The sequence below is a fragment of the Streptomyces sp. NPDC096310 genome (assembly GCF_044763125.1).
Classification (GTDB): Bacteria; Actinomycetota; Actinomycetes; order Streptomycetales; family Streptomycetaceae; genus Streptomyces.
Genome location: NZ_JBIWFO010000021.1, coordinates 80,920 through 106,509 on the forward strand (window position 1 = coordinate 80,920; position 25,590 = coordinate 106,509).

Here is a 25,590-nt window from a genome sequence, read left to right on the forward strand (position 1 = left end):
TCTGGTCAAAGCTGCTGACGAGCAGGTCCCAGGGGCTCCCTCGGCGCTCCCCGTACCCCCCGTACGTCCGCGAGCCGTGGCCCGGACAACGGGGCTACGGCTCGCGGACGTACACGACACAGCGAAGAAGAGGGCGGGCGGAGCAGGGCAGGGACGGAGGCCGCGGCCGGATCAGCCCTCCGAGGCGCCGGCGGCGGCGCGCGCGATGTCCGTACGGTGCTGGGAACCCGCGAGGCGGATCCGGCCCAGCGCCGTGTACGCGCGCTCGCGGGCCTGCGTCAGGTCCTTGCCGGTGGCCGTCACGGACAGCACGCGCCCGCCTGCGCTGACCACCGCGTCGCCTCCGTCACCGCTCTCCAGCCGGGTTCCGGCGTGCAGGACGTACGCGTCGGGTCCATCCTGGGCCGCCACCTCGTCGAGCCCTTCGATCGGGTCGCCGGTGCGCGGGGTGTCCGGGTAGTTGTGCGAGGCGACGACCACCGTGACCGCCGCGTCGTCGCGCCAGGCCAGCGGGGGGTGCGCCGCGAGGTCCCCCTCGGCCGCCGCCAGCAGGACACCCGCCAGCGGGGTCCTGAGGCGGGCCAGGACCACCTGGGTCTCGGGGTCGCCGAAGCGGGCGTTGAACTCGATGACCCGTACGCCGCGGCCGGTGATCGCCAGGCCCGCGTACAGCAGCCCGGCGAACGGCGTGCCCCGGCGGCGCAGTTCGTCGACCGTGGGCTGGAGGACGGTCTCCAGGACCTCGTCCACGAGCTTGGGATCGGCCCACGGGAGGGGCGAGTACGCGCCCATGCCACCGGTGTTGGGGCCCTCGTCGCCGTCGAGCGCGCGCTTGAAGTCCTGCGCGGGCTGGAGCGGCAGCACCGTCTCGCCGTCGGTGATCGCGAAGAGGGAGACCTCGGGGCCGTCGAGGAACTCCTCGATGACGACACGGCCGCAGGCCAGCCCGTGCTCACGGGCCACCGCGACATCGTCGGTCACGACGACGCCCTTGCCGGCCGCGAGCCCGTCGTCCTTGACGACGTAGGGCGGGCCGAACGCGTCGAGCGCGTCGTCGATCTGCTGGGCGGTGGTGCAGACGTAACTGCGCGCCGTCGGGACGTTCGCCGCGGCCATCACGTCCTTGGCGAACGCCTTGGAGCCCTCCAGCTCGGCGGCCTCCTTCGACGGGCCGAAGCAGGGGATGCCCGCCTTCCGTACGGCGTCGGCGACCCCGGCCACCAGCGGCGCCTCGGGTCCGACGACGACGAGATCCGCCTCCAGCTCGGTGGCGAGACGGGCCACGGCCGCGCCGTCCAGCGCGTCCACCGGGTGCGACTCGGCCACCTCGGCGGTGCCGGCGTTGCCGGGCGCGCAGTGGAGAGCGGTGACCTCGGGGTCGAGGGAGAGAGAGCGGCACAGGGCGTGTTCGCGGGCGCCGCCGCCGATGACAAGGACCTTCACGTGAGGCAGCCTAGCCGGGCGGGGGCGCAGGCCCGTGTGCGGGCCGTGGGATGAGACGCCGAAGGGCGGCCCGTCATTCGTTCGTGTATTCCTCCACCACCGTCGCCCCCAGCTCGCGGACGATCAGGTCGTGGCCGGAGAGCGCGGAGTCGACAAGATCCGGATCGTCCTCCTCCGCCGTGTCGTCCTCCGGGGCCACGGTGTGCTGCGGGGGCGGTGAGGCGGGTCTGCTGTCGGGGCGCGGCGGCTCGGGGCGGGAGGGCGCGGCGGGGCGCGGCGCCTGGGAGGCGGGGCCGGAACCTGAACCAGGTCCTGGGCCCGCGCCGGGACCGGGGCCCGGGGCGGGGCTTGTGGGGGCGCCGTAACCGCCACCGCCGGACGGGGCTCCCGCGCCGCCACCGGGAGCGCCGTAACCCCCTCCGCCGTACCCCCCGCCACCGCCGCCGGAGGGTGCCGGGGGCGGGGTGCCGCCGGACGGATCGACGATCGCCTCGATCTTCCACTGCACATGGAACTGCTCGGCGAGGGCCTGCTTGAGCACGGCCTCGCTGCCGCTGCTCGTGAAGTTGTCGCGGGCGCCCGCGTTGATGAAGCCGACCTGGAGCGTTGTTCCGTCGAACCCCGCGACCTGCGCGTTCTGGCTGAGCAGGATCCAGGTGAAGCGGCGGCGGTTCTTGACGGCCTCCAGGATGTCCGGCCACATGTGCCGTACCTGACCGGCGCCCTGCGCCATCCCCGGGCTCGCCGCGCCCGCGGCGGGGCCGGAGGTGGGGACGGGCGCGGAGGCGGGCGGCGGGGCCGGCTCGGCGGCCGCCTGGCGCACACCCTGCCCCGGCGTGGAGGCGGTGGGCCAGCCGCCGGGACGCCGCCCGGTCTCGGCGGCGCCAGAGCCTGGCCCCGGGCCGGCGCCGGGCCAGGCCCCGGGCCGCTGGGGCTCGGCGGCAGGGGCGGGCGCGGGCGGCGGCGTGGGGGCGGGCGGAGCCGGCGCCGCCTGCGCGGCGGCCTGCGCGGCCTGCGCGGCTGCCGCCGCCCGGGCGGCGGCAGCCGCCGGGTCCTCCACCGGCGCGGGCGGCGGTACGGCGGCGTGGCTGTCCGGACCGGGAACGTAGCCGGCGGCGGGCCCGGCCCCGCCGCCGGAGAAAGCTGCCCCGGCGACCGAGGCCGAGGCGGCGGCGCCCCGCTCCAGTCGGTCGAGGCGGGCCTGGACCGACCGCTCGTCGTCGAACGCGGCGGGCAGCAGCACCCGTGCGCAGATCAGCTCCAACTGGAGCCGCGGCGACGTCGCGCCCCGCATCTCCGTCAGCCCCGTATTGACGAGATCGGCGGCCCGGCTCAGCTCGGCCGCCCCGAAGACGGACGCCTGGGCCTGCATCCGTTCGACGACATCGGCGGGGGCGTCGATCAGCCCCTTCTCCCCCGCGTCCGGCACGGCGGCCAGAATGACCAGGTCACGAAGGCGCTCCAGCAGATCGGCGACGAAGCGCCGCGGATCGTTGCCGCCCTCGATGACCTGATCCACGACCTCGAAGGCCGCGCCCCCGTCCCCCGCGGCGAACGCGTCCACCACGGCGTCCAGCAGCGAACCGTCCGTATACCCGAGCAGGGCCGTGGCCATGGCGTACGTCACACCGTCGTCGGCCGCGCCCGCCAGCAACTGGTCCATCACGGACATCGAGTCACGCACGGACCCGGCACCGGCCCGTACGACCAGGGGCAGCACCCCGTCGGCGACGACGGCGCCCTCCCTGCCGCACACCTCGGCGAGATAGTCGCGCAGCGTCCCTGGCGGCACCAGCCGGAACGGGTAGTGGTGCGTACGCGACCGGATCGTCCCGATGACCTTCTCGGGCTCGGTGGTCGCGAAGATGAACTTGAGATGCTCCGGCGGCTCCTCGACCACCTTCAGCAGGGCGTTGAACCCCGCCGAGGTGACCATGTGCGCCTCGTCGATGATGTAGATCTTGTAACGACTGCCGGCGGGCCCGAAGAACGCCTTCTCCCGCAGATCACGCGCGTCGTCCACACCACCGTGCGAAGCGGCGTCGATCTCGATGACATCGATCGACCCCGGCCCGTTCCTGGCCAGGTCACGGCAGGACTGACACGTACCGCACGGCGTGGGCGTGGGCCCCTGCTCGCAGTTCAGACAGCGCGCGAGAATGCGCGCACTGGTCGTCTTCCCACAGCCACGCGGCCCGCTGAACAGGTAGGCGTGGTTGACCCGGTTGTTGCGCAGGGCCTGCTGCAGCGGGTCAGTGACATGCTCCTGCCCGATGACCTCGGCGAAGGACTCGGGGCGATAACGGCGGTACAGCGCAAGGGACGACACACCTACGACGATATCGGCCCCCTACGACAAAGCCCCCTCCACCGCCACCCACAACGCAAGCGCCCCCCACGCACCCGCCAGAGCCGACCTACCCTTGCTGCCTTCCGGCCCTGGGGGAGTTCAGTCAGATAGCGCCACGTGAGGGGCTCCGCACACAGTACCCGATCCAGACCCCGGCGAACGAGTTCGCGAGCACGGCCCAGCGTCTTGTATTGTTTGCGGCGGAGGATTCGCCTAGTGGCCTAGGGCGCACGCTTGGAAAGCGTGTTGGGGGCAACCCCTCACGAGTTCGAATCTCGTATCCTCCGCCATTGCTCTCACCGGGCAATACGTCGAAGGCCCCCGCAGCTCGCTGCGGGGGCCTTCGACGTTGAGGGTTGCAGTTTGGGTTGCAGTCGTCACGGTCCCCGCCGATCCGACGCCCGCTGCACGCACTGCGAAGACGATCCCCGCGTGCCATCACCTGCTACGCCCCATGTCGAGCCGAGAGGCACCACCCGTGGACTCTGGTGCCATCTGTCCGACCGCTCCACGGATGTGAGGCGCTCAGTCACCCCACGAGACGGTGCGGCGCCAAGTAGCATCATCTGACCGATATGACGGGTCATCAAGCACATCAGGGCCATAGGGGTGGAAGGTGGCAGTCGAGCCCGTGTCCATGAAGCCAATCAGTCCGGCTGCGTACGGTGCGCTGGGGGCCGCCCTCAAGCACATCTTCTGGTACAAGAACGACCTGGAGGGCTTCATCCGCCGGTGGGCTAAGGGCCACCCGGAGCTGGTTGCCGGGATCAACTTCTCCGGGTACAAGTGGCAAACGGCCGAGGACTTCGTAGATCGTCTCCATGCAGATGAGACGCGCTATACGGAGCTTGCTCTACGGCTCATGGTTGAAGTCTCAGAGATGACCAGCTTCCCCAAGCTGCGGCGACTATCGGACGCCGACGCACTCATAGCCGAGGCGCGGGAAGCCGTTTTCGAGCTGAAAAAGTGCATCGACCGCCACCGCGGCCTGATCGCTGACGATGCCAAGTTCGCCAACGATCTCGCGGCTCACCAAGCGGTCACGGACAGCCGGCGCAGCTTCTCCGAGCGGCTGAGCGAGCTGAAGAGCGAGTTCCTGCGCCTTGAGGCAGAACCCAACCGCCAGAAGGCTGGACGCGAGTTCGAGCCCTTCCTCAACCGGCTGTTCCGCCTGTTCGATCTGGACCCAAGACTGTCCTACAACCTGCCCTACGAGCAGATCGATGGATCCATCACATACGACACTGACGTCTATGTCGTAGAAGCGAAGTGGCTCAAGGAACCAGTCGAGGTCCACTACCTCGGTAGCTTCGTCGAGAAGGTGCGGCACAAGACCACGAACACGCTCGGGCTGTACATCAGCGTCCATGGCTTTACCAAGGGGGCCAGGGAGCGCTACGCCGACGGCACCTGCTTCATCACGATGGAGGGAGTGGACCTCTTCGTAGTGCTGGATGGCCACATCACGCTCGACGAACTTCTCAGCCGTAAGAAGAGACATGCCAACGACACCGGAAGCTGCTACTTCCCTGCGTCACTGATTCTGAGCGAGTAGCCAGCGCACGAGAGATCGACGACGCCGGGCAGATGGCTGCGTCAGCGGGTGACCTGAAACCCACGCGAGGGGGAGGCCGAGGAGCTTCCCCCACGGCCTCCCCCTCGCACTCGGTGCCTCTCGCTGCTACCGATACCTACTGGCAGGCGGCCCCTCCGGCAGTGGCCAGAGCAGGCCACCGATCTTGTCAGCGGTGTCCGTGAGCACCCGGTTGGTGAGGTGCTGGTAGCGGCGGCGCATCCGGGCGGACTTGCCGGGCTCCCAGCCCATGATCGCGTCAACGACCGTGTCGGGAACGCCAAGGATCAGCAGGACGGTCGCGGCCGTGTGGCGGGCGTCGTGGAGGCGGCCCGCGCGCAGACCGGCCGCCTTGAGGAGGTCCTTCCACTCGTGGTGGTCGGTGTTCGGGTTGAGGGGCTCGCCGGTTGGGGAGGCGAAGACGTACCCCTTCTCCGTCCAGAGGTCGCCGGCCAGTCGGCGCTCTCGCTCCTGCGCACGTCGGTGCTGAAGCAGAAGCTGCACCAAGGGCTCGGGAATGCCGATGGGCCGACGTCCGGCGCGGGACTTGGTGTCCTTGGTCTCACGGCGGATGTTGACCTCCTGAGAGGGCGTTAAGTCCGTTTCTGGTAGCGGCCGCGTCCGGGTTGTTCGAGGAGTCCCTGGCGGACGAGTCGTCCCAGGCGGAAGCGGGTGACGTTGATCGAGGGCTCGTCGGTGGGCAGGCCGAGGTGTTCGTGCAGATCACGGACGCGGAACACCTTCCCGGGGTGCTCGTTGAACGTGGTCACGATGCGCTGGTAGACGGTTGCGGTGGCGGTCTCCGAGGGGGCCGTTGCGTGGTCGGGTGGGGTGAGTCCGTCGATGACCTTGCGGGCCGCCGCGAGCTCGGCCAGGCGGGCTTCGGTCTCGGCGAGGGTGGTGGTGAGCCGCTCGATCTGCTCGCGCAGGTGGTCGGCGCGGGCGGCGGTCTCATCGTGCTCGGTCTGCAGCAGCCGCAGGAGTTCGTGGACGTTCACGCGGCCAGCTCCATGTCGTCGCGCCAGGTGGGGGTAGGGGTGGTGAGGCGGCGGAGCATGCCGGCGGTGGAGGCCCAGTAGACGCGCGAGGCCGCGTTGTCGGGCCGGTGATCGTAGTCGCGGGCCAGGCGCCGGTGCAGCATGAGGGTGCCGTTGACCTGCTCGACCACCCACCGCTTCGGTTGCGGGACGAAGCCCTTGCCTGCGTCGCCGGGGTTGCGGCGGACCACCTCGACGGTGATGTCCTTCACCGCCCCGTGGATGATCACGGCGTCCTTGAAGCCCTGGTCGACCAGGACATTCTCCAGGCGCATCCCGCACCGCTCGGCCGCCTGGTCCAGCAGGGCGATGCCGGCTTCGTTGTCGTGCGCGCTCGCGGCGAGGATCACCACGCCGATGACCAGACCCAGCACGTCGACGGCCAGTCCCCGCTTCCTGCATATTTCGCCCCTCCCGCATTCCGGCTCGTCGGGCAAGCCCGCCTTCGCGGATAAACCCTGCCGCACGCCGCCTGCCGCCCCAGGGGACGCGCAGTCCAGTGCCCCCTGGGGCAGCCTGGTCCTCCACCTCGCGCTGTCCCGCATTCACGACGCCATGCCCGCATGGCGCGGTCGAACCACGCCGTCATTGCCGGGGGTGTCGGATCCTGGCGCTCCCCAAGCATGTCCCGGCAAGTGGCGGCTGCCCAGAAGCCAGGAGTACGCTTTATGGAAGCGTACTTCTATTTTCAGGATACCCATGGACAAGCCTGCCGAGATGTTCGATCGGGAGTACGAGTGGTCGGCGCTGAGCCGGTTCATCACCGATCCTCAGCCAGGCGCGACCCTGGGCGTAGTCTCCGGGCGTCGCCGCCAGGGCAAGACGTTCCTACTGGATGCCGCCTGCCGTGCCGCCGGAGGGTTCTACTTCGGTGCCACCGAGGCCGCCGATGCCGAGTCGCTACGGCGAATCAGTACCGCGCTGACCGCGCATGTCCGACCGGCCAGCCCGTTCCACTTCGCCAACTGGGCGGAGGCCGTCGACGCACTGCTCGCGCTCGGCGCCGAGCGGCCCGTCCCCGTGGTGATCGACGAGTTTCCGTACCTCGCCAAGGCCAACCCGGAACTGCCCTCGATCGTCCAAGAGGCGCTGCGGCCACTCCGTGACCAACGCACCGGCTCCCGTACCAGGCTACTGCTGTGCGGCTCGGCTCTGTCCTTCATGGGCCGGCTGCTGTCGGGCAGCGCCCCACTGCGCGGACGGGCGGGGCTGGAACTGGTGGTCCGCCCCTTGGACCACCGTCTTGCCGCCGAGTTCTGGGACATCACCGACGTCCACCTCGCCATGAAGGTGAACGCAATCGTGGGCGGCACTCCCGCCTACCGGCGCGAATTCGCACGCGGAGACACACCGAAGGGTCCGGAGGACTTCGACGACTGGGTCGTCCGAACCGTCCTCAATCCCGAAACCCCGCTCTTCCGCGAGGCCCGCTACCTGCTGGCCGAAGAGCCCGACCTCCGCGACACCGCCTTGTACCTGTCCGTCCTGGCCGCCGTGGCCGACGGCAACGCCACCCGCGGAGGCATGGCCGGCTACCTGGAACGCAAGGCCACCGACATCGCCCACCCCATCAACGTCCTCGAAGACGCGGGCCTCCTCCACCGGGACGCCGACGTCTTCCGCGACAACCGGCCCACCTACCGCATCGCCGAACCACTGATCGGCTTCTACCACGCGATCATGCGACCGGTCTGGGACCAGCTGGAGCGCCCCGGCAGCGCGACACGGGTCTGGCAGGCCAGCCGTCGCCGCTTCGTCAGCAACGTCCTCGGGCCCCACTTCGAACAAGTCTGCCGCAACTGGGCCCTGCACCACGCCGACCCCGATCTGCTCGGTGGCCTGCCCGCCCGCGTCGGCCACGGCGTCGTCCACGACCCCAAGGCCCGCACCGGCCACGAGGTCGACGTGGCGGTCATCGGCATCGCAGACGGCGCCAAGCCGCCACTCCTCGCCATCGGGGAGGCCAAGTGGAACGACACCATGGGCGCCGCACACATCGAACGCCTCCGACACATCCGCGACCTCATCACCGTGGCAAGCCGCTACGACACCACCAACACCCGACTCATCTGCTTCAGCGGAGCCGGATTCAACGCCAAGGCGCACGCCGCTGCAGCGGCGCACCCGGACATCCGACTGATCGACCTGGCAAACCTCTACGACCGGTTCTGACGTATACCCAACGCAGTCGTGGCCGGCAGGAACACAGTGGTGAGCACCACCCTGCCGTCGGCGCTGCGGCACACCACTTGCAGCCCTTCGACGACAGAGGTCAGCCTTGTCTGTTGTCCGCTCTACCAAGGTTCCCGAAGGACGCAGAGCACAACCGCCCGAGCCGGCCGCTTCCACATGGGACGTTGATCCGATGGGCAGCCCCAGGCCCTGGATGCCTGGCGTGTCACCACCGACGATGCCGATGTGGCCGCCCGTGTCGCCGGCTTCCTGGGGGCGAACCTCAACCGAATGAAGGGGGAGGCGGTGGCCTTGCCTACGAGGTGCTGACGAGCCGCGAGAGCGTACGCGTTCTCCTGGACGGGCCCGACGCGGTGGCGGCACACATGGTCCTCCGGGGCAGTGCGGGCCTCATCCACCACGGCGACGGCGTGGAGTTCCTGTCGCCGGCAGAGAAGAAGGGCCGGCCCTGCGGCTGCCCTCCACTGCTTGAGGACAGGAAGCTGGCGGCCAAGGCCATGCGCGGCCCGACGCCTTCCGTCGACATCACCTTCCAGATCGCCGCGGCGCCCGAACTCGGCGCGTTCCACTTCATGACGGGCTCGTGGCAGATGGCCGCGCAGCTCTCAGACCTGACGGACGCGCTGGAACGTGTCGACGGCCCGGCCGTCTGCGACCTCACCATGGAGTTCGTCGTCTACACGACCAAGACGGGCAGAGGAATCTGCTGTCGAAAGCCGGTGGTCACGGTGCTCGGCAGCCCCGACACCGTTGCGCCCGAACCACCATCGGCGGCCGAACCCACGCCTGCTCCAGCAGCGTCTGCGCCCCGCCGCAAAGCCCGGCCGGCCGGCCCCTGAGCCCACCACCACATCCACACCGGAGTCGAGCCACTCGGTCAGCGTGAATGCCGTTCTGCTCCGCCGTGCAGCCCAGGTGCTGGGCACCGGCGACCACCAGGAAACCGTCATCGCCGCCCTGTCCGAGATCGTCGCAAAACGTCAGCAGTACACGGAGCTTGGCCTACTGCGAGAACATGTCGAACGCATCGCCGCCATCGCGGGGCAAGCGCTCCAAGGCCGAGATTCCTCACTCGCCTGACGGACGCCGACCGTCTCGCAGTGATTACCGGCAGCCGGGGCAGCTGGTCTCAGTTCTGGTCTCATTCACCTCCGTTCGAGGCTGTTCGGAAGTGTCTAAGCCGAACGCTCCACCGCAGGTCAGGATAGACACGGCCCCCACCGGACGGCCAGACGAAGACTTGGAAAGCGTGTTGGGGGCAACCTCTCACGAGTTCGAATCTCGTATCCTCCACCATTGCTCTCACCGGGCAATACGTCGAAGGGCCCCACCGGTCGCGGTGGGGCCCTTCGACGTTGGTGGTCTCACTTCGAGGCCGCAGTAGAGCCGGCGGAAGCTGTCCACCCATGCGTTGCCGTCATCGATGGCTGCCGGGGTGGGCGGGCCGCCGCGCCGAACTCGGCGATCCCCTGCTTCACCTGATGCGGTACGCCCGCTTCCGTCAGCCCGGCTCAGCCCTCGCGGTCAGTGGCCCAGGGCGGATGCCGGGGCCGATCCGGCGCTGTTCTTCTCCGCGTCGGCGAAGAGGAGGGTGGGTTCGGCCAGGATGTCGCGGCCGGCCTCGCTCTTGTAGATCTCGTCGACGCTGCCGAACCTGGCCTCGGAGTAGTCGAGATCGAGCAGTGCGGCGGCCTGCCGGACGGATGCCTCGTCGGGGCCCTCGATCTCGACGAACGTCGGGAGGGCAGGCCAGGTGTCGAAGTCGAAGGCGACCTCGCCCAGGCGCCACTCCTCGCGGTAGTTCTCCTGGTAGCGGACCTCGCGCATGCCGACGTTCCGGAGAATCTCGGCCATGGCGTGCAGGTCCGTGACCTCGGTCTCGATCTCTGTGGTGCCGTCGATCGTGGTCGCGTCGGTGACCTGCTTGAGCGTGAGCGTCGAGCGCGTGCCCTCGTCGCGCAGGCGTACCCAGGCACCGCTGTCGAGAGCGTCGTTCTCGAAGATCTTGCGGGTGAGGAGGGTGCGAGGGAACGCCTGGACGGCACCGAGCGTGGCCAGCCGGGCCTGAAGGTCGGCTACGTCGATGGCCAGGAACTTGGCCTCGTACTCGTGCTTCATGAGTCCTTCTTCTCCTGGTACAGGGAGGAGCTGGGTGTGTGAGCCGCGAGGAGCAGGCCCATACGGTGGGTGTGGTCGCGGAGCTGCCCGACGTAGGCCCGCTCGGTGAATTCGTTGGTCCGCAGGGTCAGCAGAACATCCCAGTCGCCGATGAGGTGGCGTCGCAGTTTCTCCGGCGAGGTGTAGTGCTCGATCAGGTAGTGGCGCTGCGTGACGGGCATCATGAACTCCGCGCCGAACAGGCCGCCCGGCCGCACCATCTCCTGCGTGCGGGTGACGAACTCCGCGAGCGGGCTGTGGCGGTTGGCACTGTTATGCCAGGAGCAGCTTGTCCAGACGGCGTCGCAGAGCACGCCCAGGGGCTCGGCCTGGAGGAAGTCCTCCTCCACGAACTGCACACGATCGTGGAGCGCTTGGAGCTTGAGGCGGTCGATGAGTCCCGTCGTGTGGGCGTTCTCGTCACCCGGAAGGTGGACGCTGCCACCGTGCAGGGCGAGCGGATCGCGTTCTACGGCGATGACGCGGTAGCCGACGGCTGCGAGCGGCACGACGAATCCGCCGTCGCTCGCGCCGCGGTTCGCGATGGTGGCTCCGGAAGCGGCTCGTTCCTCAACGGCCGCGAGGAACTGGGGGAAGAATGTGAGGGTGTGGTCCCAGAGGCTCTGCGTCTGCTGCTCGCCCACAGCCTCGACCTCCAGCAGCCGACGGAGACACCCGCGGCGAGCGGGCCCGCCCAGCCGTGCAGTGGTACGTACGGCCCGGAGGCGGGCAAGTAGTCGCTCGCACGGTCCCGGTCCTGGTCTCATTCACCCGTCGCGCCACGGTGGTCCCTTCGTGAGGCGAGGAAGGCGATGAGTTCCGCGGCTTCCTCGCCTCCTCCGGGGTGTTCGAGCGGGTCGGACGGGTGGGCGTGGAGGTAGACGCGGAAGGCGGTGAGCGTCGGGCCGGGGTGGTTCGCGGCTTCGTCCGTCGTGGCCGCGGGAGTGGCGGGGGAAGGCTCCGGGGCGTCCGGGAGCACCGCCATGACACGGACGCCCAGTGGCCCGACCGCGTGTGCCAGGCCCTTGCTGTAGACGTTGAGGGCGACTCCCACGTCGGTACGGGGAAGGGCGTCGGGGGCCGCCGGACCGTGTGTGCCGCCGGAGGAGACATGGATGACGCTGCCATGGCCCTGAGCGGTCATCAGGGGCACCACCTGCTGGTCGAGCCGTGCTGCCGCCATCAGGTTCAGCTCGGGGTGGGCCTGCCGCGGAGGTGCGCCGGAAGGTGTCTCGTCGCCGCCCGCGTTGTTCACCAGTACGTCGATGCCGCCGAGGAGGTGCATCGCCCGCTCGGCCGCGCCGAGGGCGCCGGTCGACGTGGTCAGGTCCGCGATGACCAGATGAGCGCCGGGCGGTACGGCGGCCGCGTGGCGGGCCACGGCCACCACCCGCGCCCCGCCGGCGAGGAAGCGTCGTACCGTGGCCGCTCCGACGCCCCACGTGCCGCCCGTGACGAGCGCCCGGACGCCGGTGAGGTCACCGTCTTCGGCCGAAGCCTGAGAGGTCGTCATGCGCGCGCTCCTTCGTCGGCGGGCCGGTTCGGATCAGGAGGCCGGCGGGGTCCAGTCGGCGGGCAGGCCGGACTGGGCGAGGACGGCGCCGAGGCTGTAGTAGTCCTGGTCCGAGGCGATCCGGCGGGGGCCGTCGAGGTCGAGAAGGACGGCCATCGGCACGGCGAAGGGCTTGGCCGCGCCCTTGATGTGACCGGAGTAGACGGCCTCGATGGTGATGTGGTCGCCGTCGCGGTGGGCGGCGCGCACGGTGGCACGGGCGTTGTCGATCAGGCTGTTGGTACGGGCCTTCCATCCGGAGATCTCCGCGCGGCCCCGGAGGGTGACACCGAGGGCCTGGTCGGTGTAGTCGGCGTCGGCGGTGAACAGGGCGCCGAGCGCCTCGGGTTCGGTGCCGTTCCAGGCGGCGGCCCAGTCGGTGACGATCTTCGGCTGGTGCCGGAGGTCGTGCTTCCCGGAGGCGGAGGCCGAGAGGGAGGGGGAAGTGGGCGCGGCGCCGGCGGTCGTGGTGGTGAGCGTGACGGTGGCGACCGCGGCGCAGATCAGCGTGGTCATGGTGCGGAGCGGGCTGAGCTTCATGGTGACGGTCCTCCGGGTGACGGCGCGCGGGACGGCGGATCGGGGTGCGGGCGGGTCGGTGCCGCGAAGCCTTCGTCGTGGTCGACGAGTCCGGCGGAGGTCGGCCACGAGGCGTTCACCGCCCCGGACCCGCCCCCTTCCCGGAAGGTGAATTCGCGTTAGTTAGAAGTTATAACCATCGCGCGTGACAGTCAAGCACGTTAGTGACAACCTCTAACCATGGGTACCGCTCAGTCCTGCCCGCGGGCCCCACGACGAAGGGCCCCACGACGAAGGGCCCCACCGCGAACGGTGGGGCCCTTCGGATTGGCGGTCGGGAGCGTCCGCCCCCTGGCTCACACCAGGAGCGGCAGGGACACGAGGCCCCGCATCAGCCGCGTATGCCGCCACTCCAGCTCCTCGGCCGGAACCGCCAGTCGGACATCGGGGAAGCGGGACAGCACCGCCCCCAGGGCGAGTTCACCCTCCGCCCGCGCCAAGGGGGCCCCCACGCAGCGGTGGATGCCGTGGCCGAAGGCGAGGTGTCCCGTGGCGTCACGGTCGAGGTCGAGCTGGTCCGGGGCGGGGAACCGGGCGGGGTCCCGGTTGGCGGCGCCGGGGGCGATGAGCACCGGGACGCCCGCCGGGATCTCGGTCCCCCCGAGCGTGAGCGCCTCCGTGCTGTAGCGGAACGTGGCGATACCGACCGGCGAGTCGAAGCGCAGCAGCTCGTCCAGGGAACTGCCGAGCAACCCCGGCTCCTCCCTGAGCCGTTTCAGCGACCGAGGGTGCTGGAGGAGCGCCAGGGCCGCGTTGCCGATGAAGTTGGTGGTGGTCTCATGGCCGGCCACCAGCAGGAGCACGCCGAGCGAGACGAGTTCGTCCTCCGTCAGCCGGTCCCCGGCGTCCCGTACGGCGATGAGGTCGTCGAGCAGGCTCTCGCCGGGCGCACGGCGCGCGGCGGCGACCAGGTCGGTCAGATAACCGGCGAGGGCATGGGAGGCGGCGTCGATCCGGCCGGGATCCCCGGCGGCGAACAGCTCGCCCGACCAGGTGCGTACGAGCGGGCGGTCGGATTCCGGCACCCCCAGCATCTCGCAGATGACGGTGACCGGCAGCGGGACCGCGAGGCTCGCGACGAGGTCCACCGGGCCGTGTTCCGGCCAGGCGTCGAGCAGTTCACCGACCAGGCCGGCGATGTACGGGCGCATCCGCGCGACCGCGCCGGTGGTGAACGCCTTCGTCACCAGCGTACGGAGCCGTGCGTGCCGCGGCGGGTCCGTGGACAGCATGTTCCGCGAGACGGCGGGGTGGAGATCGCGCCGCGACGGCTTGCCGGCGAAGAACCGCGCGGTGTCCTTCGACAGCCGGGGATCGGTGAAGGCCTCCCGGGCCTCCGCGTACCCGGTGACCAGATAGCTGTGGTGCCCGCCCGAACCGGTGGGCACCTTCCGTACCGGGGCCGCGCCGCGCAGCTTCGCGTAGGTCGGGTACGGGTCGGCGAAGAACCCCGGGTCCTTCAGCGGATCGGTCACGCCTGCGCCTCCCTTCCCGAGGTGGCCGGTTCATCGGCGACGGTACGCGCGGTCCCGTCCTGTCCGTAGGCGTGGGCGAGCAGGAGCAGCCATTCGGTCTCGGCCCGCAGGTCGCCCGCCCGGGCGGCCGCGCCGGGGGCCGGGGCCGCGGCTTCCGGCTGCGGGTCGTTCCCGGCCTTCTTCGCGTGTACGGCGGCCCGCAGGACCGCCGCCTCCACGAGCGCGTCCCCTTCCGGGCTGCCGGCCAGGCCGCGTTCCGCGGCGGCCCGCTCGGCGCTCTCCCGGACACGCGGGGAGCGGTGGGGCCGGAGCGCCAGCCCGCCGTCGTTGATCTCGATCACGCGCCGGTGGAGGAAGAAGGCGAAGTCGTCCGCCCGCTTGTCCTCCCCGAACTCCGACGCGGCCAGGACGACTTCCGGCGCCGCACCGGTGACTGCCTCCCACAGCGGGCCGAGCGCCGCGTGCGACCGCGACTCCCACCGGCGGCGCAGGAACTGGCTGAACGGCCAGACGACCGCGGGGAGGGTGAGCCCCACGGCGATGAGGAGTACGGCCAGGGCCGGCGCCGTCACACTGAACACGCAGCGGAAAGGAGTGAGGGGCGTCGAACACCGGGCGCCCTCCGGGATGAGGCCGAGACCGAGCCCGATGGACACCAGACCGAACACCTTGTACGCGGCGTACAGCAGCGCGAAGACACAGCCGGCGGCGGTGATGCGCAGGCCGACCCGCTGGCTCCCGCGCCGTGAACGGTGGGACTGCTTCCAGGTCTGCGCGCAGAAGTCCTTCGCGGTGACGCCCAGATACGTGATGTAGATGAGCACGTAGAGCGCGTAGAGCTGGGGCGACCGGTCGTTCATCTGCTCGGCGGTGAACAGGACCGTCATACCGGCCACGGAGATCCCGAGGAAGAGCACCCGCAGCCGGATGCTGCGCCGGGCCTCGTCGGGCTCCAGGTTGAGCTGGAGCATGAAGGCCAGCACGGCGGTCGCGGCGGCCAGCGTGAACGAGTTGCTGAGCAGGCGGCCCACGTGGGGCACGACGCTCTCGACGGCGCTCTCCACCGCCGGTACGTACGAGGCGAAGGCGAGCGCGAAGGAGAACAGCAGGGCGGCCATGGGCCATGTGCCGGCCGGCCGGTGGCCGCCCCGCCCGCGTACCCAGTAGCCGGCGGCGACGAGAAGCACGAGGGCGACGCCGGAGAACAACAGGTTGATCATGGGTGCCGATGGCCCTTCCTGGTGGGTTCGGCGAACAGGGCCTCCCAGCGCTCGGCGCCCTTCGCGGGCTCGCTGGGGGGAAGTTCACGTCCTCGGTACATGTGCTGACGGATGACGGTGGCCATCATCTCGGCCTCGCGCTCGTCGTCCGTGGAGTAGCTCGTACGTCCGTTCATACGCTGCACGAGGGTGGGGCTGAAGCCGATCGCGCGGAAGGCGTCGGCGTCCAGCTCCAGACTGCCGGGGTGGTCGCAGATGATGTGGCTGACCTCGTGCGCGAGGATGTGGTTCTGGTGCAGGGCGGACGTTCCCTCCTCGTAGAAGAGGAGGTCGGCGTCGGAGGTCTCCAGCCGGATGCCGCACGGTGCGTCGATCGCGCCCAGGGTGTTCAGCGGCCGGAGGACGATCGGACGGCCGCGCTCCGCCGCCACGGCGTCGCACAGATCGCGGGTGCTGAAGCGATGAGGAAGCCGAAGGGCCTCGACGCGCTCCTCGCACACGGCGCGAAGGCGCTCAAGGTCCATGATCGGTCCTGACGTTGCTCGGGTCGGCACTCCTGTGAACACGCCCGCGCACGACGGGAAGTGATCCGGGTGCCCCCGCGCCGAACCGATCGAAAGCTTAGGCGAATAACTCTGCGCGGCCAAGGGATTACCGTTCCCCTGGCGGGAGTTGACGAACGTACGATCCGGAGCCGCCCCCGGTCGCGTCCGTACCGGGTCCCGGAGCCCTGTCAGTCGTCCAAGTTGAGGTTGTCCGGGGCGGGTTCGCCCGGCAGCCCCTCCAGGATCCGGGCCTGCTCGATCACCGTCGCGACCATCTGGAGGGTCTCGGTGCTCAGGCCGTTGGCACGCAGGGCGACGGTACGGACGTTCCGGTCCCGCATGGCGGCGAGAACGGCGATCTCCGCCCGGGTGCGCCGGGCCGCCTCCTCGTCGACGAAGTAGCCGGCGGGCACGCCGAAGAAGTCCGCCAGCGCCTTGATGGTGTGCCGCGTCGGGTTCTTCTTGGCCCCGGTGCGCAGTTGCTGGATCGCGCTCGCGGTGAGCCCCTTGCCCTGGCCCCCCGACGCCTCCTGGATGCCCGCGGCGACCTCGGCGTACGTGTAGGGGCCGCGATTGTCCGGGTGGACCTCCGCGAACAGGTGGTCCAGTAGTTGCGCGAAGGTACGCGGCTCGTCGTCTGTCACGTCCGGTACGTCCTTGTCACGATCATCGCTGTGTCCACTCCGGTGCGTGAAGAGCAGGGAGTTCCCTGACATCTTGCCCACTGTAGTTGCCAATCCACCGCAACCAGGGTGTACGTTCTTGGTGAGCACCGCACACCAGAGTGTTCATCTGCTGGTCAGGCGGTTCTGCTCCTGGGGGTGCGCGTCAACTCCCCGACAGGGGCCGGGTTTCACGGGGGTGAGCCCGGCCACCTTGGGGACAACACCGGAGAAGGCCGGTCCGCGCGGTCACCCTGATCGCCGAACAGGATCGGACCTGTCATCACCCTGCGCTGGGCGGGGGCGACGGGCGACGGGCGCCCTACGCGTCGGCGAGGAGGGGGTCGTAGCCGGTTGAGCGGCGGCGGCCGGACATGAAGGAGAGGAAGTCCTTCACGAAGGCGCCGCGTGTGTAGCGCGCGTCGGCGTCGGGCATCGTGCGGCGGAAGGCCGTCCTGAACAGGGCTCGGTATTCGACGGTGTCGATGGTGCCGTCACCGTTCGCATCGGTGACGTCGAAGAGCACTTCGGCGGCCCTGATCAGGGCCGGGCCGGCCATCGAGGGGACCGCCGCCGCGTATTCCTCCTTGCTGACGCGGCCGTCGCCGTCGGTGTCCAGGGCTGCCTGGAGTTCCCGCCACCAGTCGGCGAACGCCTGGTAGAGCCTGGTCTCCTCCGGCTCGTCCAGGTCGAGGCGGGTGGACAACTCGCGCGCCATGGCGGCGAGATCGGGCCAGTCCAGATAGCCGTTGCCGGTCTGGTCCAGAACCTCGGTGAAGAACACGTCGGCGCTCCGCCGCGCCCCGGGCTCCCCGGCGGGGGTGTGCTGTACGGGGAACGGGGTGACCAGACGGAAGAGGGCGCCGGCCCGGTCCATCCGATCGCGCAGCGCCGTGAGTGTCGCGGCCCCGGCCGTGTCGCTGTCCGGGGACAGGTGGAGCAGATCGATGAGGTTCTCGGTCCTGAGCCAGTTGTCCGGGAGGAAGCGTGCCAGGCCCGCGGCCACGTACGCGCTCTGCATCAGCGTCCGGGCGCCCGGGACTTCGGGCAGGCCCGCGCGGCGCCGGAAGGACTCGGGGAGGGACGCCACCGTGACCGTACCGATGGCCGGGCCCGCGAGCGCACGGCCCGCCGCCCATACCGTGGGCAGCCCGTCCAGCAGCGCCGGCGCCGGGAGATGGTCGAAGAGCTGGTAGAGGATGATGCGCAGCGCCTCGGTGTTCTCCAGTTCCTCCTCGACCACCCGGTCGTAGTACGGCCAGAACTCCTTGAGCGTGGGCGGCAGATGACCGGCCTCGGATCCCAAGGCCGCCAGAAACGCCCGGAATTCGGCGTAGAGGCGTTCCATGGACGTCCGGTCGAGCGGCTGACCGCTCAGCCGGCACATGGTGACGGAGCTTTCGAAGAGCGTCGCGACCACCCAGGCGCGGACCTCGGGGTCCATCGCGTCGTAGGGCCGGTTCTGCTCGTCCGTACCGCTCAGCCGGGCGTGCAGACGGTTGAGGCGCGCCGCTTCCCGCTGCCGTTCGTGTTCGTCGGCGCCGAACATGCGCTGGAGGCTCACGAGGGTGTTGCGCAGCCGCCGCCACGGATGCGCCACGAACGCCGAGTTGTCGGCCAGGGCCGCGCCGATCTGCGGATGGGCCGCCTCCAGCACCGTGGCCCTGACCACGGCCAGCGCCCAGCGCGGGTCGTTGAAGAAGCGGTGGAACTGCGAGTCCGGGCCGAAGAGGGAGCCGAGGTGCGTCTCGCCCGCCGGCGGAGTGGGGTCAGGGGCGGGGCCAGGGGTGTGGTCGTCGCTGTGGTCGTCGGGGGTTTCGGAGGGGCTGCCGCCTGGGTCCGTCACGGGTGGGGATCTCCGTTCGTGTACGGCGTCACGCCGCCGAAGCGGCGGTCACGCTGCCGGTAGGCGCGCAGGCACTCCAGGAAGTGCGGCGCGCGGAAGTCGGGCCAGAGCACCTGCGGGAAGACCCACTCGGCGTAGGCCACCTGCCAGAGCATGAAGTTGGAGATGCGCTGTTCACCGGAGGTCCTGATGACGAGGTCCACGTCGGGCGTATCGGGAAAGGGCAGGTGAGCGGCGAAGCACCGCTCGTCGACCGCGTCGGCCTCCACCCCGCCGCGGATGAGGGAGCGGGCCGCCTCGACGATGTCCCCGCGCCCGCCGTGGTCGAACGCCACGGTCAGCGTCATGCCCCGGTTCGCGCCGGTCAGCGTCGCCAGGTCGGCGAAGTCGCGGGCCAGCGGGGCGGGGATCCTCGGGTCCGCGACGCCGAGGAAACGGCAGCGGATGCCGCGCGCGTGCAGCAGCGCGGCGTGTTTGCGGACGACGCGGCGCACCAGCCCCATGAGGAAGTCGATCTCGCTGCTCGGGCGCCGCCAGTTCTCGGTGGAGAACGCGTAGAGGCTCAGCCACTCCACCCCGGCCGTCCTGGCCGCCTCGATGATGTCGATCACCGTGCTCTCGGCGGCCCGGTGGCCCGACGTACGCGGGAGGGAGCGGCGCGCCGCCCAGCGGCCGTTGCCGTCCATCACGCACGCGACGTGGCGCGGGACGCCTCGGGGCTCCCCGGGTGGCAGCGACGGGAGGGCGCCTCCGGCGGATCCGTCGGATCGGTCAGGTCCGTCGGATCGGCCGGCTCCGTCGGGCCGGCCGGCTCCGTCGGGCCGGCCGGCCTCGTCGGCTCCGTCGGCCGTCATGCGTGTGCCCCCGGCTGTCGTCCCCGTAGCCGTGGCCGTTGCCCTTGTCGTGACAACGCTCCCCCTCGGATCGACAGTCAGCACTCAGCAGAGTGCCGGTCCCCGGCCCCGGGCACATCCCGATCCCGCCTCGTTCACCCGCAGTACGTCAGTCCGATTGCGCGATCGTCCTACCCTCCGGTCACCTCGGTCAGCACGGAGCGCACCGCGCGTTCCACCGCGCGCCGCGCCTGCTCGGCCGCCTCCGGTTCGGCATCGTCGAGGGTCTCGAAGCCGTGGCGGGCGAGCGGTACGTCGATCACCTCCACCCGCGCCCCGCCGCCCCCGGCCGCCGACAGGAACTCCTCGACCGTCGCCGCGATCTCCGGGCGCTCCCGGCCCACCCTGGTCAGCACGATCGGCAGGCCCCCGGCCGAGCCGACCGTCGCCGCCGGGCGGAAGCGCGGCTCCACCAGCCCCCAGCCGGGGATCGGCGCGAGGACGGGGTACGTCGCCGCCACGCACCGGAGCCACGGCGGCGGCGCCGCGAGCCAGTCCGCCAGCAGCAGCCCGCCGCCGGAGAAGAACCACAGCGCGACGCGCTCCCCGTCGACGCGCGGATCGGCCCGTACGAGGTCGACCGCCGCGGCGACATCCCCGGCGGCGCGGGCGTAGTCGGTCAGCCCGTACAGCCGGTGGTCCACCGTGACGCCGACGGCCCCCAGGCTCGCCACGTACCGCCCGTAACCCGTGAAGACCGGCCAGTCGCGCGGGGTGGGGCTGGTGTCGGCGGGCAGCGGGCCGCCGTGGACGAGGACGACCGCCGGGCGGGGGCCCTCGGCCCGGGGGAAGTACAGGGTGGTGTGTTCCGTACGTTCCTGGCCCCCGCCCGGTGCGTCCTCCGGTGCGTCGAGGAGGAAGGGTCCCAGGTGCGCGGGGCGTGCGCCCTTCTTCGCCGTCACCCGGCGCCCCTCGTCCGCCGCCGCCCGCAGGAGTACGCCGGCCAGCGCGTCCGGGACCGAGAGCATCGGCCAGTGACCGGTGTCCAGCTCGAAGAAGCCCACCCAGGGCCGGGCCAGCGCCTGGAAGCGCGGCTGTCCGGTCTCCACCAGCATCTCGACCAGGGCGATGCCCGACCCGTTGGCCGTGCAGAAGATCCCGGTGGTCGGCAGCGCGGCGAGCGCGTCCGCGTGCGGCAGCCGCAGCGGCCGGGTGAGCGTGCCCAGCGGCTGGGGTGCGGCGTTCCGGGCCAGCCGTTCGAGCGCCGCCTCGGGGACGCCTGCCGTACCGCCCCAGCGCTCCGGTTCGTCGAGCGGCGGCGGGAGGATCCGCCAGTCGTCCCCGCCGTCCCTCTCCCTCCCGTCCGCTGCCGCGCGGTCGCGGATCGCGCGGTCGCGGATCGCCCGGTCCGGGACGAGCGCGAGCGCCACGTCGCCGTCCTGGGGCTGCCCCGCGTCGAGGTGAACGATCCGGGCGACCCGCTCCGTACGCCGGTCCGCCGCGCCGAGCACCGGGTGGATGCCGTAACAGTGCCCCACGAGTACGACGTCCCCCGGACCGGCGGGGCCGGCCGGGCCGTCTGCCACGGGGATGGAGTCGATCAGGTCCACCAGGTCCTGGACATGCGTCTCCAGGTCCGTGTCCGGGCCCGCGAGATGCCGGCGGTCGCCCATGCCCGTGAGCGTCGCCGCGTACACCTCGGATCCGGCCGCCCGGAGCAGGGCGGCCACCTCGTCCCACACCCAGCCGCCGGTATGGCTCCCCGAGACCAGCACGAACACCGCCATGACCACCACTCCTTCGTCGGTCCGTATCGATCCGTATCGGCCCGTGGGCCGGATCCCGTACGCCGGTACCGTAGGAACTCCCCCTGAGGGAGGTTCAAGGCGTGGACGACGGCACGTGGAGCATCGGTGAGCTGGCCCGGCGTGCGGGCGTCACCGTCAAGACCGTGCGGTTCTACTCCGACCGTGGTCTGCTGCCCGAGGCCGCCCGCAGCTCCGGGGGCCACCGCCGGTACGGGCCCGAGGCGCTCGACCGGCTCCGTCTGATCCGCTCGCTGCGCGCCCTCGACCTGCCGGTGCCCGACGTGGGCCGGGTCCTCGTACGGGAATCCGCGCTGGAGGACATCGTCGCCGGACGGCTGCGGGAGGTCGGCTCGCGGCTGACCGCGCTGCGCTGGCAGGAGGCCGCGCTCCAGTCGCTCCGGGACTGCCCCGCCGGGGAACGCGCCGAACGGCTGCGCCTCATCGGCGCCGTGACCACACCGCCCAGCACCACCGCGCTGGCCCGCTTCTGGCGCCGCGAACTGCCCGCGCGGCTGCCGGCCCGGCTGCGCGCCTCGATCGTGGACGCGGCGGTCCCGCACCCTCCCGCGGACCCGACACCCGCCCAGGTCCTGGTCTTCGCCCGGCTGCACGCACTCGTCACCGACGCCAGACCCCCCGTCGACCACTGGCGCTCCCCGACCGGCCGGACCATGTGCGGGCGGACCGACGAAGAGGTGCGTCCCGCCGTCCTCTTCGAGGGACTCGGCGAGGCGTTCGACCTGGCCTCGGCCGAACTGCGGGCGCGGCGGCGGCCGTACGGGGGCGACGCGCTCGACTGCTTCGTCGCCGCCCACGCCCGTACGTACGGCGCGCGGGACACCCCTCTCTTCCGGCAGCGGCTGCGCGTCCTGCTCACCGTGACCGCCGACCCCGTACTCGACCGCTACTGGGCCCTCAGCGGCGAACTGTCCGGCCCCCACGAGCCGACCCTCGGCGCCGCCCAGGAATGGCTGCGCGCGGCCCTCGACACGGAGCGGGGCCTTCCGGAGGCGCGCCTTCCGGGCGCGCGGGTCTGACGGCGCGCGAGCCGCGAAGGACCGGTCCGGACTCCGTCGAGGAGTGGATCCGGTAACTCACATGACCCCTGAGTGAAAACAATGTGCCTCCGGTGTGCCGCAACCGCCAACGACCTGCGAATACCTGACATTTGCGCGGTTGCAGCGTCGGCTCGAATCTGCGTAGCATTCGTCACCGACGGAATCCGGATGCGATCCCGTCACGCGCCGATGGCCACTGCTGTCCGCCGGACGCCGAGTGGCGAAGGCCGCACACGGCCGCGGAGCGGAATGAAACCCGGAGGGAATACCGGGGAAACAGCTCATTCACCACGCTCACCCCCACACGCACGAATTGAGCGCAAGGCAGGCACGTGAAATTCACGACGATGGACGAGTTGGATGCGACGCCGGGGCTGCTCACCGTCTGGCGGGCCGTGGCGCGGGGTGCGCCGGTGGGGGCCGGGGAGGCGGGGTGGGTGGCCGATGGGCGGGCCGCCTCGTATGTGCAGGAGGCCCATATCGCGGGGGCGTTGGCGGGTGGGCGCAGTGCGGAGCGGGCTCCGGCCTGGCTGGCCAGCGCTTTTGAGTTGCCGGGGGGCGATGCGGGGGCGCTGGAGGGGGCTCTGCTCGGGTGGATCGACCGGCACGAGTCGCTGCGCAGCAGGCTCGTACCTGCGGACGGGGCGGCTTCTGGCGGGCTGCGGCGTATGACCCTGCCGGCCGGGGGTGTGGCGCTGCGGCGCGGCGTCGAGGGGTACTTCGAAAGCGGGAAGCTGCTCGCCTCCCGTATGGAGGATGTGTTCGACGCGGAGACCGATCCGCTCGCCTGGCCGTCATTCGTGTTCGCCACCGTCGAGCACGCCGACGGAATCACACTGTATCTCGGCTTCGACCACTCCAATGTGGACGGGTATTCCATCCTGCTCATCGCACATGAAATTCGGGAGCTGTATACGGCGGCCGCCGCGGGAACACCGGCCGCGCTCAACGAGGTCGGGAGTTATCTCGATTTCGCCGACACCGAGCGCGCATATGCGGCGCTCGTGCACGACAAGCACGAGGCCGTCGTCCGGTGGCGTGAATTCCTCGGCTCCGGGGGCGGCCGGCTGCCCGGGTTCCCCGGTACGGCAGACGGCGACCGGGGCGCTGCGGGCCTGACTGCCGACCCCGTGGGGGAGCAGATCGGTGGGTGCGACTGGCTCCTGGACGCCTCCACCGCCCAGGCCTTCCAGAGCGTCTGCCGCGACCACGGCGGCAACGTCCTCACCGGCGTCCTCGCGTGCCTCGCCCTCGCGAGCCGCGAAGACGACCAGGGGCGGGGCCAGGGCGAGTTCCGGGCTGTCACCCCGTTCCACACGCGTGGCGACGCGCGGTGGACGCACTCCGTCGGCTGGTACGTCGGGGTGGCACCGCTGCGGATCCCCGTACGCGGCGACGACACCTTCGCCGAGGTGCTGCCCGCCGCGTCCGCCGCGCTCGACGGGGCCGGGGAGATGGCGGCGATACCGTTCCCCCGGGTCTCCGAACTGCTCGGGACGCCGATGCGGCCACGGTTCGTCGTGTCGTACATGGACATGCGCAGGACGCCGGGCGCGCGCCAGTGGGGCGCGTGGAAGGCGGCGGCGCTGCGCAGCCGCTGCCTGGACCCCGACGAGGTCTATCTGTGGATCAACCGCACGTACGAGGGCGTCTACGTGAGCTTCCGCCACCCCGCCACCGAGCACGCCCGGCTCGCCGTCTCCCGCCTCGTCGCCGGGACCGGGCGGCTGATGAACCGTGTCGCGGGTGAGGGTGCGCCCGGCCGACCGGCCGACGTGAACGATGTCCTTCCGCGGGACCTCGTGCCCGCCCGGCAGCAGGAGCCCGCCCCGTGTTGATGACCCCTCTTCTCGAACTCTCGCCCGCGCCGGGCGAGTTGGTGGGCTTCCAGGTGCCCGGCGCCGACACGGCGGCCTCGCTCGTCTCGCCCGCACCCGCCTCGTACGTCCAGGAGAACCACGTACGGCGGCTGCTGGCGAACCGCGCCGCGGGCCGGCCCCAGTCCGCGTGGGTCGGGATCATGTACGACGTGCCGGGGCGGCTCGACACCGGTGCCATGGCCGCCGCGCTGAACCGGTGGGTGCTGCGCCATCCGACCCTGCTCAGCTGGTTCTCCCTCCAGGAGGATGAGGGTGGCGGGCGGATCGTGCGGCATGCCGTCGATCCTTCCGCCGTCGCGGTCGAGGCGGCGTCCCTCGGGCCCCACGACTCCCCCGACACGATCCGCGACTGGCTGCTGGACCTCTTCGACACCGGTACGGATCCGCTCAACTGGCCGCCTTTCGTTGTGGGTTCGGTCGTACGGGACGATGTCTCGACCGTCTACTACGCCGTCGACCACTGCCACAGCGACGGCCTCTCCGCGCTTCTCGTCTTCAACGAACTGCGCGCGCTGTACGAGGCGGAGGTCGCCGGGACGGTCGCGGAGCTGCCCCCGGCCGGCAGTTACGTCGACTTCTGCGTCCTGGAGCGCGAGCGCTCCGCGCTGCTGACGGCCGACTCGCCGGAGGTGCGCCGCTGGCTGGAGTTCTTCCTCGCCGGGCCGCCCCCCACCTTCCCGCTGGAGCTGGGCACCGAGCCGGGCGCGGCGTACCCCAAGCTCTCGCTCTCCCTGGACCTGCTCGACGCCGCCGAGACGGACGCCTTCGCCAAGGTCTGCCGGACGCACGGTGCCGGGTTCTCCGCCGGGGTGCTCGCGGCGCTCGGCATCAGCGGGTACGAGCTGGGCGGGCACCGTACGTACCGCGCGCTCTCCGTCGTCCACACCAGGGACGAGCCGCGCTGGCTGCTGTCCCAGGGGTGGTTCATCAATCTGGTGCCCGTCGAGTTCCCGGTCGCCCCGGTCGGCACCGACCTCGGGCTCGCCGACGTTCTGGCGGGCGCGCGGACCGCCTTCGCGCGGGCGCGCGAGCTGGCCGGGGTCTCCCCGATGCGCGTCGCCGAGCTGGTGCCGGGGCTCGCCGTGCAGCCGGGCGCCGGGGCCGTGCTGCCCATGGTGTCGTACGTCGACCTGCGCCACGCGCCCGGTTCGCAGGACTGGGCGGAGGCGAACTGCCACGGTCTGGCCGGGCCCGGGACCAGCACGGACGTGCCGATCTGGGTGAACCGCCTCTGGGACCGTACCTACGTCAAGGTCACCTACCCGGACACGGCGGCCGCCCGGGAGAACGTGCCGCGCTTCCTGGAGCGGCTGCGGGACGTGCTGCGCGAGATCGCCCGGAGCGGTGAGTACCGGGTGCGGGCCACGGGGGACTGATTC

The 25,590-nt window shown here is 71.1% G+C and carries 22 protein-coding genes, 1 tRNA gene, 1 other RNA gene and 1 pseudogene; 8 read left to right on the plus strand and 17 right to left on the minus strand.

Features of this window, described 5'->3' with window-relative positions; translation table 11 throughout:
- Positions 1 to 171: 171 nt before the first annotated feature.
- From purD to ffs, 3 genes are all read right to left on the minus strand, one after another.
- Entirely contained in the window at positions 172 to 1,443 is a 1,272-nt protein-coding gene (gene purD, locus ACIQ7D_RS29475) for a phosphoribosylamine--glycine ligase (protein ID WP_403942656.1), read from the minus strand.
- Between the two features lie 73 nt (positions 1,444 to 1,516).
- Entirely contained in the window at positions 1,517 to 3,772 is a 2,256-nt protein-coding gene (locus ACIQ7D_RS29480) for a DNA polymerase III subunit gamma and tau (protein WP_403942658.1), read from the minus strand.
- 52 nt (positions 3,773 to 3,824) lie between these two features.
- Positions 3,825 to 3,923: signal recognition particle sRNA small type (gene ffs, locus ACIQ7D_RS29485), an RNA gene on the minus strand.
- A gap of 72 nt (positions 3,924 to 3,995) precedes the next feature.
- Here ffs and ACIQ7D_RS29490 point away from each other — a divergent pair.
- Together ACIQ7D_RS29490 and ACIQ7D_RS29495 are read left to right on the plus strand one after the other, a co-directional pair.
- Positions 3,996 to 4,083 (plus strand) — tRNA-Ser (locus tag ACIQ7D_RS29490).
- 326 nt (positions 4,084 to 4,409) lie between these two features.
- Positions 4,410 to 5,348, plus strand: coding sequence for a restriction endonuclease (locus ACIQ7D_RS29495; protein ID WP_403942660.1), 939 nt, complete (start codon positions 4,410 to 4,412; stop codon positions 5,346 to 5,348).
- Positions 5,349 to 5,474: 126 nt separating this feature from the next.
- Here ACIQ7D_RS29495 and ACIQ7D_RS29500 read toward each other — a convergent pair.
- The 3 genes and pseudogenes from ACIQ7D_RS29500 to ACIQ7D_RS29510 form a co-directional block, all read right to left on the minus strand.
- Positions 5,475 to 5,951 (minus strand): annotated as a pseudogene (locus ACIQ7D_RS29500) (tyrosine-type recombinase/integrase); the annotation flags it as partial.
- 8 nt (positions 5,952 to 5,959) lie between these two features.
- Positions 5,960 to 6,364, minus strand: a complete 405-nt coding sequence (locus ACIQ7D_RS29505; protein WP_403942662.1) for a type IV toxin-antitoxin system AbiEi family antitoxin domain-containing protein — start codon at positions 6,362 to 6,364, stop codon at positions 5,960 to 5,962.
- Positions 6,361 to 6,948 (minus strand): transposase, encoded by a 588-nt coding sequence (locus tag ACIQ7D_RS29510; protein ID WP_403942664.1) that lies wholly within the window; start codon positions 6,946 to 6,948, stop codon positions 6,361 to 6,363. Before ACIQ7D_RS29510 ends, ACIQ7D_RS29505 begins: the two co-directional genes overlap by 4 nt.
- Positions 6,949 to 7,102: 154 nt before the next feature.
- On the opposite strand from ACIQ7D_RS29510, the gene ACIQ7D_RS29515 reads away from it, so the two are divergent.
- From ACIQ7D_RS29515 to ACIQ7D_RS29525, 3 genes are all read left to right on the plus strand, one after another.
- Positions 7,103 to 8,575 carry an ATP-binding protein gene (locus ACIQ7D_RS29515; protein ID WP_403942666.1) on the plus strand — a complete coding sequence of 491 codons (1,473 nt, stop codon included), beginning with the start codon at positions 7,103 to 7,105 and terminating at the stop codon, positions 8,573 to 8,575.
- Between the two features lie 323 nt (positions 8,576 to 8,898).
- Entirely contained in the window at positions 8,899 to 9,435 is a 537-nt protein-coding gene (locus ACIQ7D_RS29520; RefSeq protein WP_403942668.1) for a hypothetical protein, read from the plus strand.
- A 43-nt stretch (positions 9,436 to 9,478) separates the two neighbouring features.
- On the plus strand, positions 9,479 to 9,676 hold the full coding sequence (locus tag ACIQ7D_RS29525) for a hypothetical protein (protein ID WP_403942670.1): 198 nt from the start codon (positions 9,479 to 9,481) through the stop codon (positions 9,674 to 9,676).
- A 444-nt stretch (positions 9,677 to 10,120) separates the two neighbouring features.
- On the opposite strand, the gene ACIQ7D_RS29530 is transcribed toward ACIQ7D_RS29525, so the two are convergent.
- From ACIQ7D_RS29530 to ACIQ7D_RS29580, 11 genes are all read right to left on the minus strand, one after another.
- The gene (locus ACIQ7D_RS29530) at positions 10,121 to 10,714 is read right to left on the minus strand and encodes a class IV adenylate cyclase (RefSeq protein WP_403942673.1); all 594 of its coding nucleotides are present in this window, start codon (positions 10,712 to 10,714) and stop codon (positions 10,121 to 10,123) included.
- A complete protein-coding gene (locus ACIQ7D_RS29535; protein WP_403942675.1) occupies positions 10,711 to 11,397 on the minus strand; it encodes an SAM-dependent methyltransferase in 687 nt (228 codons plus the stop codon). The genes ACIQ7D_RS29530 and ACIQ7D_RS29535 overlap by 4 nt, the downstream gene beginning before the upstream one ends.
- A 119-nt stretch (positions 11,398 to 11,516) precedes the next feature.
- A complete protein-coding gene (locus ACIQ7D_RS29540) occupies positions 11,517 to 12,266 on the minus strand; it encodes an SDR family NAD(P)-dependent oxidoreductase (RefSeq protein ID WP_403942677.1) in 750 nt (249 codons plus the stop codon).
- A gap of 33 nt (positions 12,267 to 12,299) precedes the next feature.
- Positions 12,300 to 12,845 (minus strand): nuclear transport factor 2 family protein, encoded by a 546-nt coding sequence (locus tag ACIQ7D_RS29545; protein WP_403942679.1) that lies wholly within the window; start codon positions 12,843 to 12,845, stop codon positions 12,300 to 12,302.
- A 335-nt stretch (positions 12,846 to 13,180) separates the two neighbouring features.
- Positions 13,181 to 14,359: a cytochrome P450 gene (locus ACIQ7D_RS29550; RefSeq protein WP_403942682.1), complete on the minus strand. Its 1,179-nt coding sequence runs from the start codon at positions 14,357 to 14,359 to the stop codon at positions 13,181 to 13,183.
- A complete protein-coding gene (locus ACIQ7D_RS29555) occupies positions 14,356 to 15,579 on the minus strand; it encodes an MAB_1171c family putative transporter (RefSeq protein WP_403942685.1) in 1,224 nt (407 codons plus the stop codon). Before ACIQ7D_RS29555 ends, ACIQ7D_RS29550 begins: the two co-directional genes overlap by 4 nt.
- Entirely contained in the window at positions 15,576 to 16,103 is a 528-nt protein-coding gene (locus ACIQ7D_RS29560; protein ID WP_403942687.1) for a regulator component, read from the minus strand. The genes ACIQ7D_RS29555 and ACIQ7D_RS29560 overlap by 4 nt, the downstream gene beginning before the upstream one ends.
- A gap of 209 nt (positions 16,104 to 16,312) precedes the next feature.
- Positions 16,313 to 16,768: a helix-turn-helix domain-containing protein gene (locus ACIQ7D_RS29565; RefSeq protein WP_403942764.1), complete on the minus strand. Its 456-nt coding sequence runs from the start codon at positions 16,766 to 16,768 to the stop codon at positions 16,313 to 16,315.
- A 340-nt stretch (positions 16,769 to 17,108) separates the two neighbouring features.
- Complete coding sequence (locus ACIQ7D_RS29570; protein ID WP_403942689.1) at positions 17,109 to 18,632, minus strand: oxygenase MpaB family protein; 1,524 nt, start codon at positions 18,630 to 18,632, stop codon at positions 17,109 to 17,111.
- The gene (gene uppS / locus ACIQ7D_RS29575; protein ID WP_403942691.1) at positions 18,629 to 19,486 is read right to left on the minus strand and encodes a polyprenyl diphosphate synthase; all 858 of its coding nucleotides are present in this window, start codon (positions 19,484 to 19,486) and stop codon (positions 18,629 to 18,631) included. Before uppS ends, ACIQ7D_RS29570 begins: the two co-directional genes overlap by 4 nt.
- Positions 19,487 to 19,656: 170 nt before the next feature.
- The gene (locus ACIQ7D_RS29580; RefSeq protein ID WP_403942694.1) at positions 19,657 to 21,252 is read right to left on the minus strand and encodes an alpha/beta fold hydrolase; all 1,596 of its coding nucleotides are present in this window, start codon (positions 21,250 to 21,252) and stop codon (positions 19,657 to 19,659) included.
- 101 nt (positions 21,253 to 21,353) lie between these two features.
- Here ACIQ7D_RS29580 and ACIQ7D_RS29585 point away from each other — a divergent pair, with 101 nt between their 5' ends.
- The 3 genes from ACIQ7D_RS29585 (at position 21,354) to ACIQ7D_RS29595 (ending at position 25,587) form a co-directional block, all read left to right on the plus strand.
- Entirely contained in the window at positions 21,354 to 22,310 is a 957-nt protein-coding gene (locus tag ACIQ7D_RS29585; RefSeq protein ID WP_403942697.1) for a MerR family transcriptional regulator, read from the plus strand.
- A gap of 368 nt (positions 22,311 to 22,678) precedes the next feature.
- Entirely contained in the window at positions 22,679 to 24,169 is a 1,491-nt protein-coding gene (locus ACIQ7D_RS29590) for a condensation domain-containing protein (RefSeq protein ID WP_403942699.1), read from the plus strand.
- The gene (locus ACIQ7D_RS29595) at positions 24,169 to 25,587 is read left to right on the plus strand and encodes a condensation domain-containing protein (RefSeq protein WP_403942766.1); all 1,419 of its coding nucleotides are present in this window, start codon (positions 24,169 to 24,171) and stop codon (positions 25,585 to 25,587) included. Before ACIQ7D_RS29590 ends, ACIQ7D_RS29595 begins: the two co-directional genes overlap by 1 nt.
- The last annotated feature ends 3 nt before the right edge of the window (positions 25,588 to 25,590 follow it).

Excerpts from the sequence above, each read along its gene's own strand:
- ACIQ7D_RS29510 (WP_403942664.1), bottom strand. The coding sequence starts at position 6,948 with ATGCGGGACAGCGCGAGGTGGAGGACCAGGCTGCCCCAGGGGGCACTG.
- ACIQ7D_RS29515 (WP_403942666.1), top strand. The coding sequence starts at position 7,103 with ATGGACAAGCCTGCCGAGATGTTCGATCGGGAGTACGAGTGGTCGGCG.
- ACIQ7D_RS29530 (WP_403942673.1), bottom strand. The coding sequence starts at position 10,714 with ATGAAGCACGAGTACGAGGCCAAGTTCCTGGCCATCGACGTAGCCGAC.
- ACIQ7D_RS29540 (WP_403942677.1), bottom strand. The coding sequence starts at position 12,266 with ATGACGACCTCTCAGGCTTCGGCCGAAGACGGTGACCTCACCGGCGTC.
- ACIQ7D_RS29545 (WP_403942679.1), bottom strand. The coding sequence starts at position 12,845 with ATGAAGCTCAGCCCGCTCCGCACCATGACCACGCTGATCTGCGCCGCG.
- ACIQ7D_RS29555 (WP_403942685.1), bottom strand. The coding sequence starts at position 15,579 with ATGATCAACCTGTTGTTCTCCGGCGTCGCCCTCGTGCTTCTCGTCGCC.
- ACIQ7D_RS29560 (WP_403942687.1), bottom strand. The coding sequence starts at position 16,103 with ATGGACCTTGAGCGCCTTCGCGCCGTGTGCGAGGAGCGCGTCGAGGCC.
- uppS (WP_403942691.1), bottom strand. The coding sequence starts at position 19,486 with ATGACGGCCGACGGAGCCGACGAGGCCGGCCGGCCCGACGGAGCCGGC.
- ACIQ7D_RS29580 (WP_403942694.1), bottom strand. The coding sequence starts at position 21,252 with ATGGCGGTGTTCGTGCTGGTCTCGGGGAGCCATACCGGCGGCTGGGTG.
- ACIQ7D_RS29590 (WP_403942699.1), top strand. The coding sequence starts at position 22,679 with ATGGACGAGTTGGATGCGACGCCGGGGCTGCTCACCGTCTGGCGGGCC.
- ACIQ7D_RS29595 (WP_403942766.1), top strand. The coding sequence starts at position 24,169 with ATGACCCCTCTTCTCGAACTCTCGCCCGCGCCGGGCGAGTTGGTGGGC.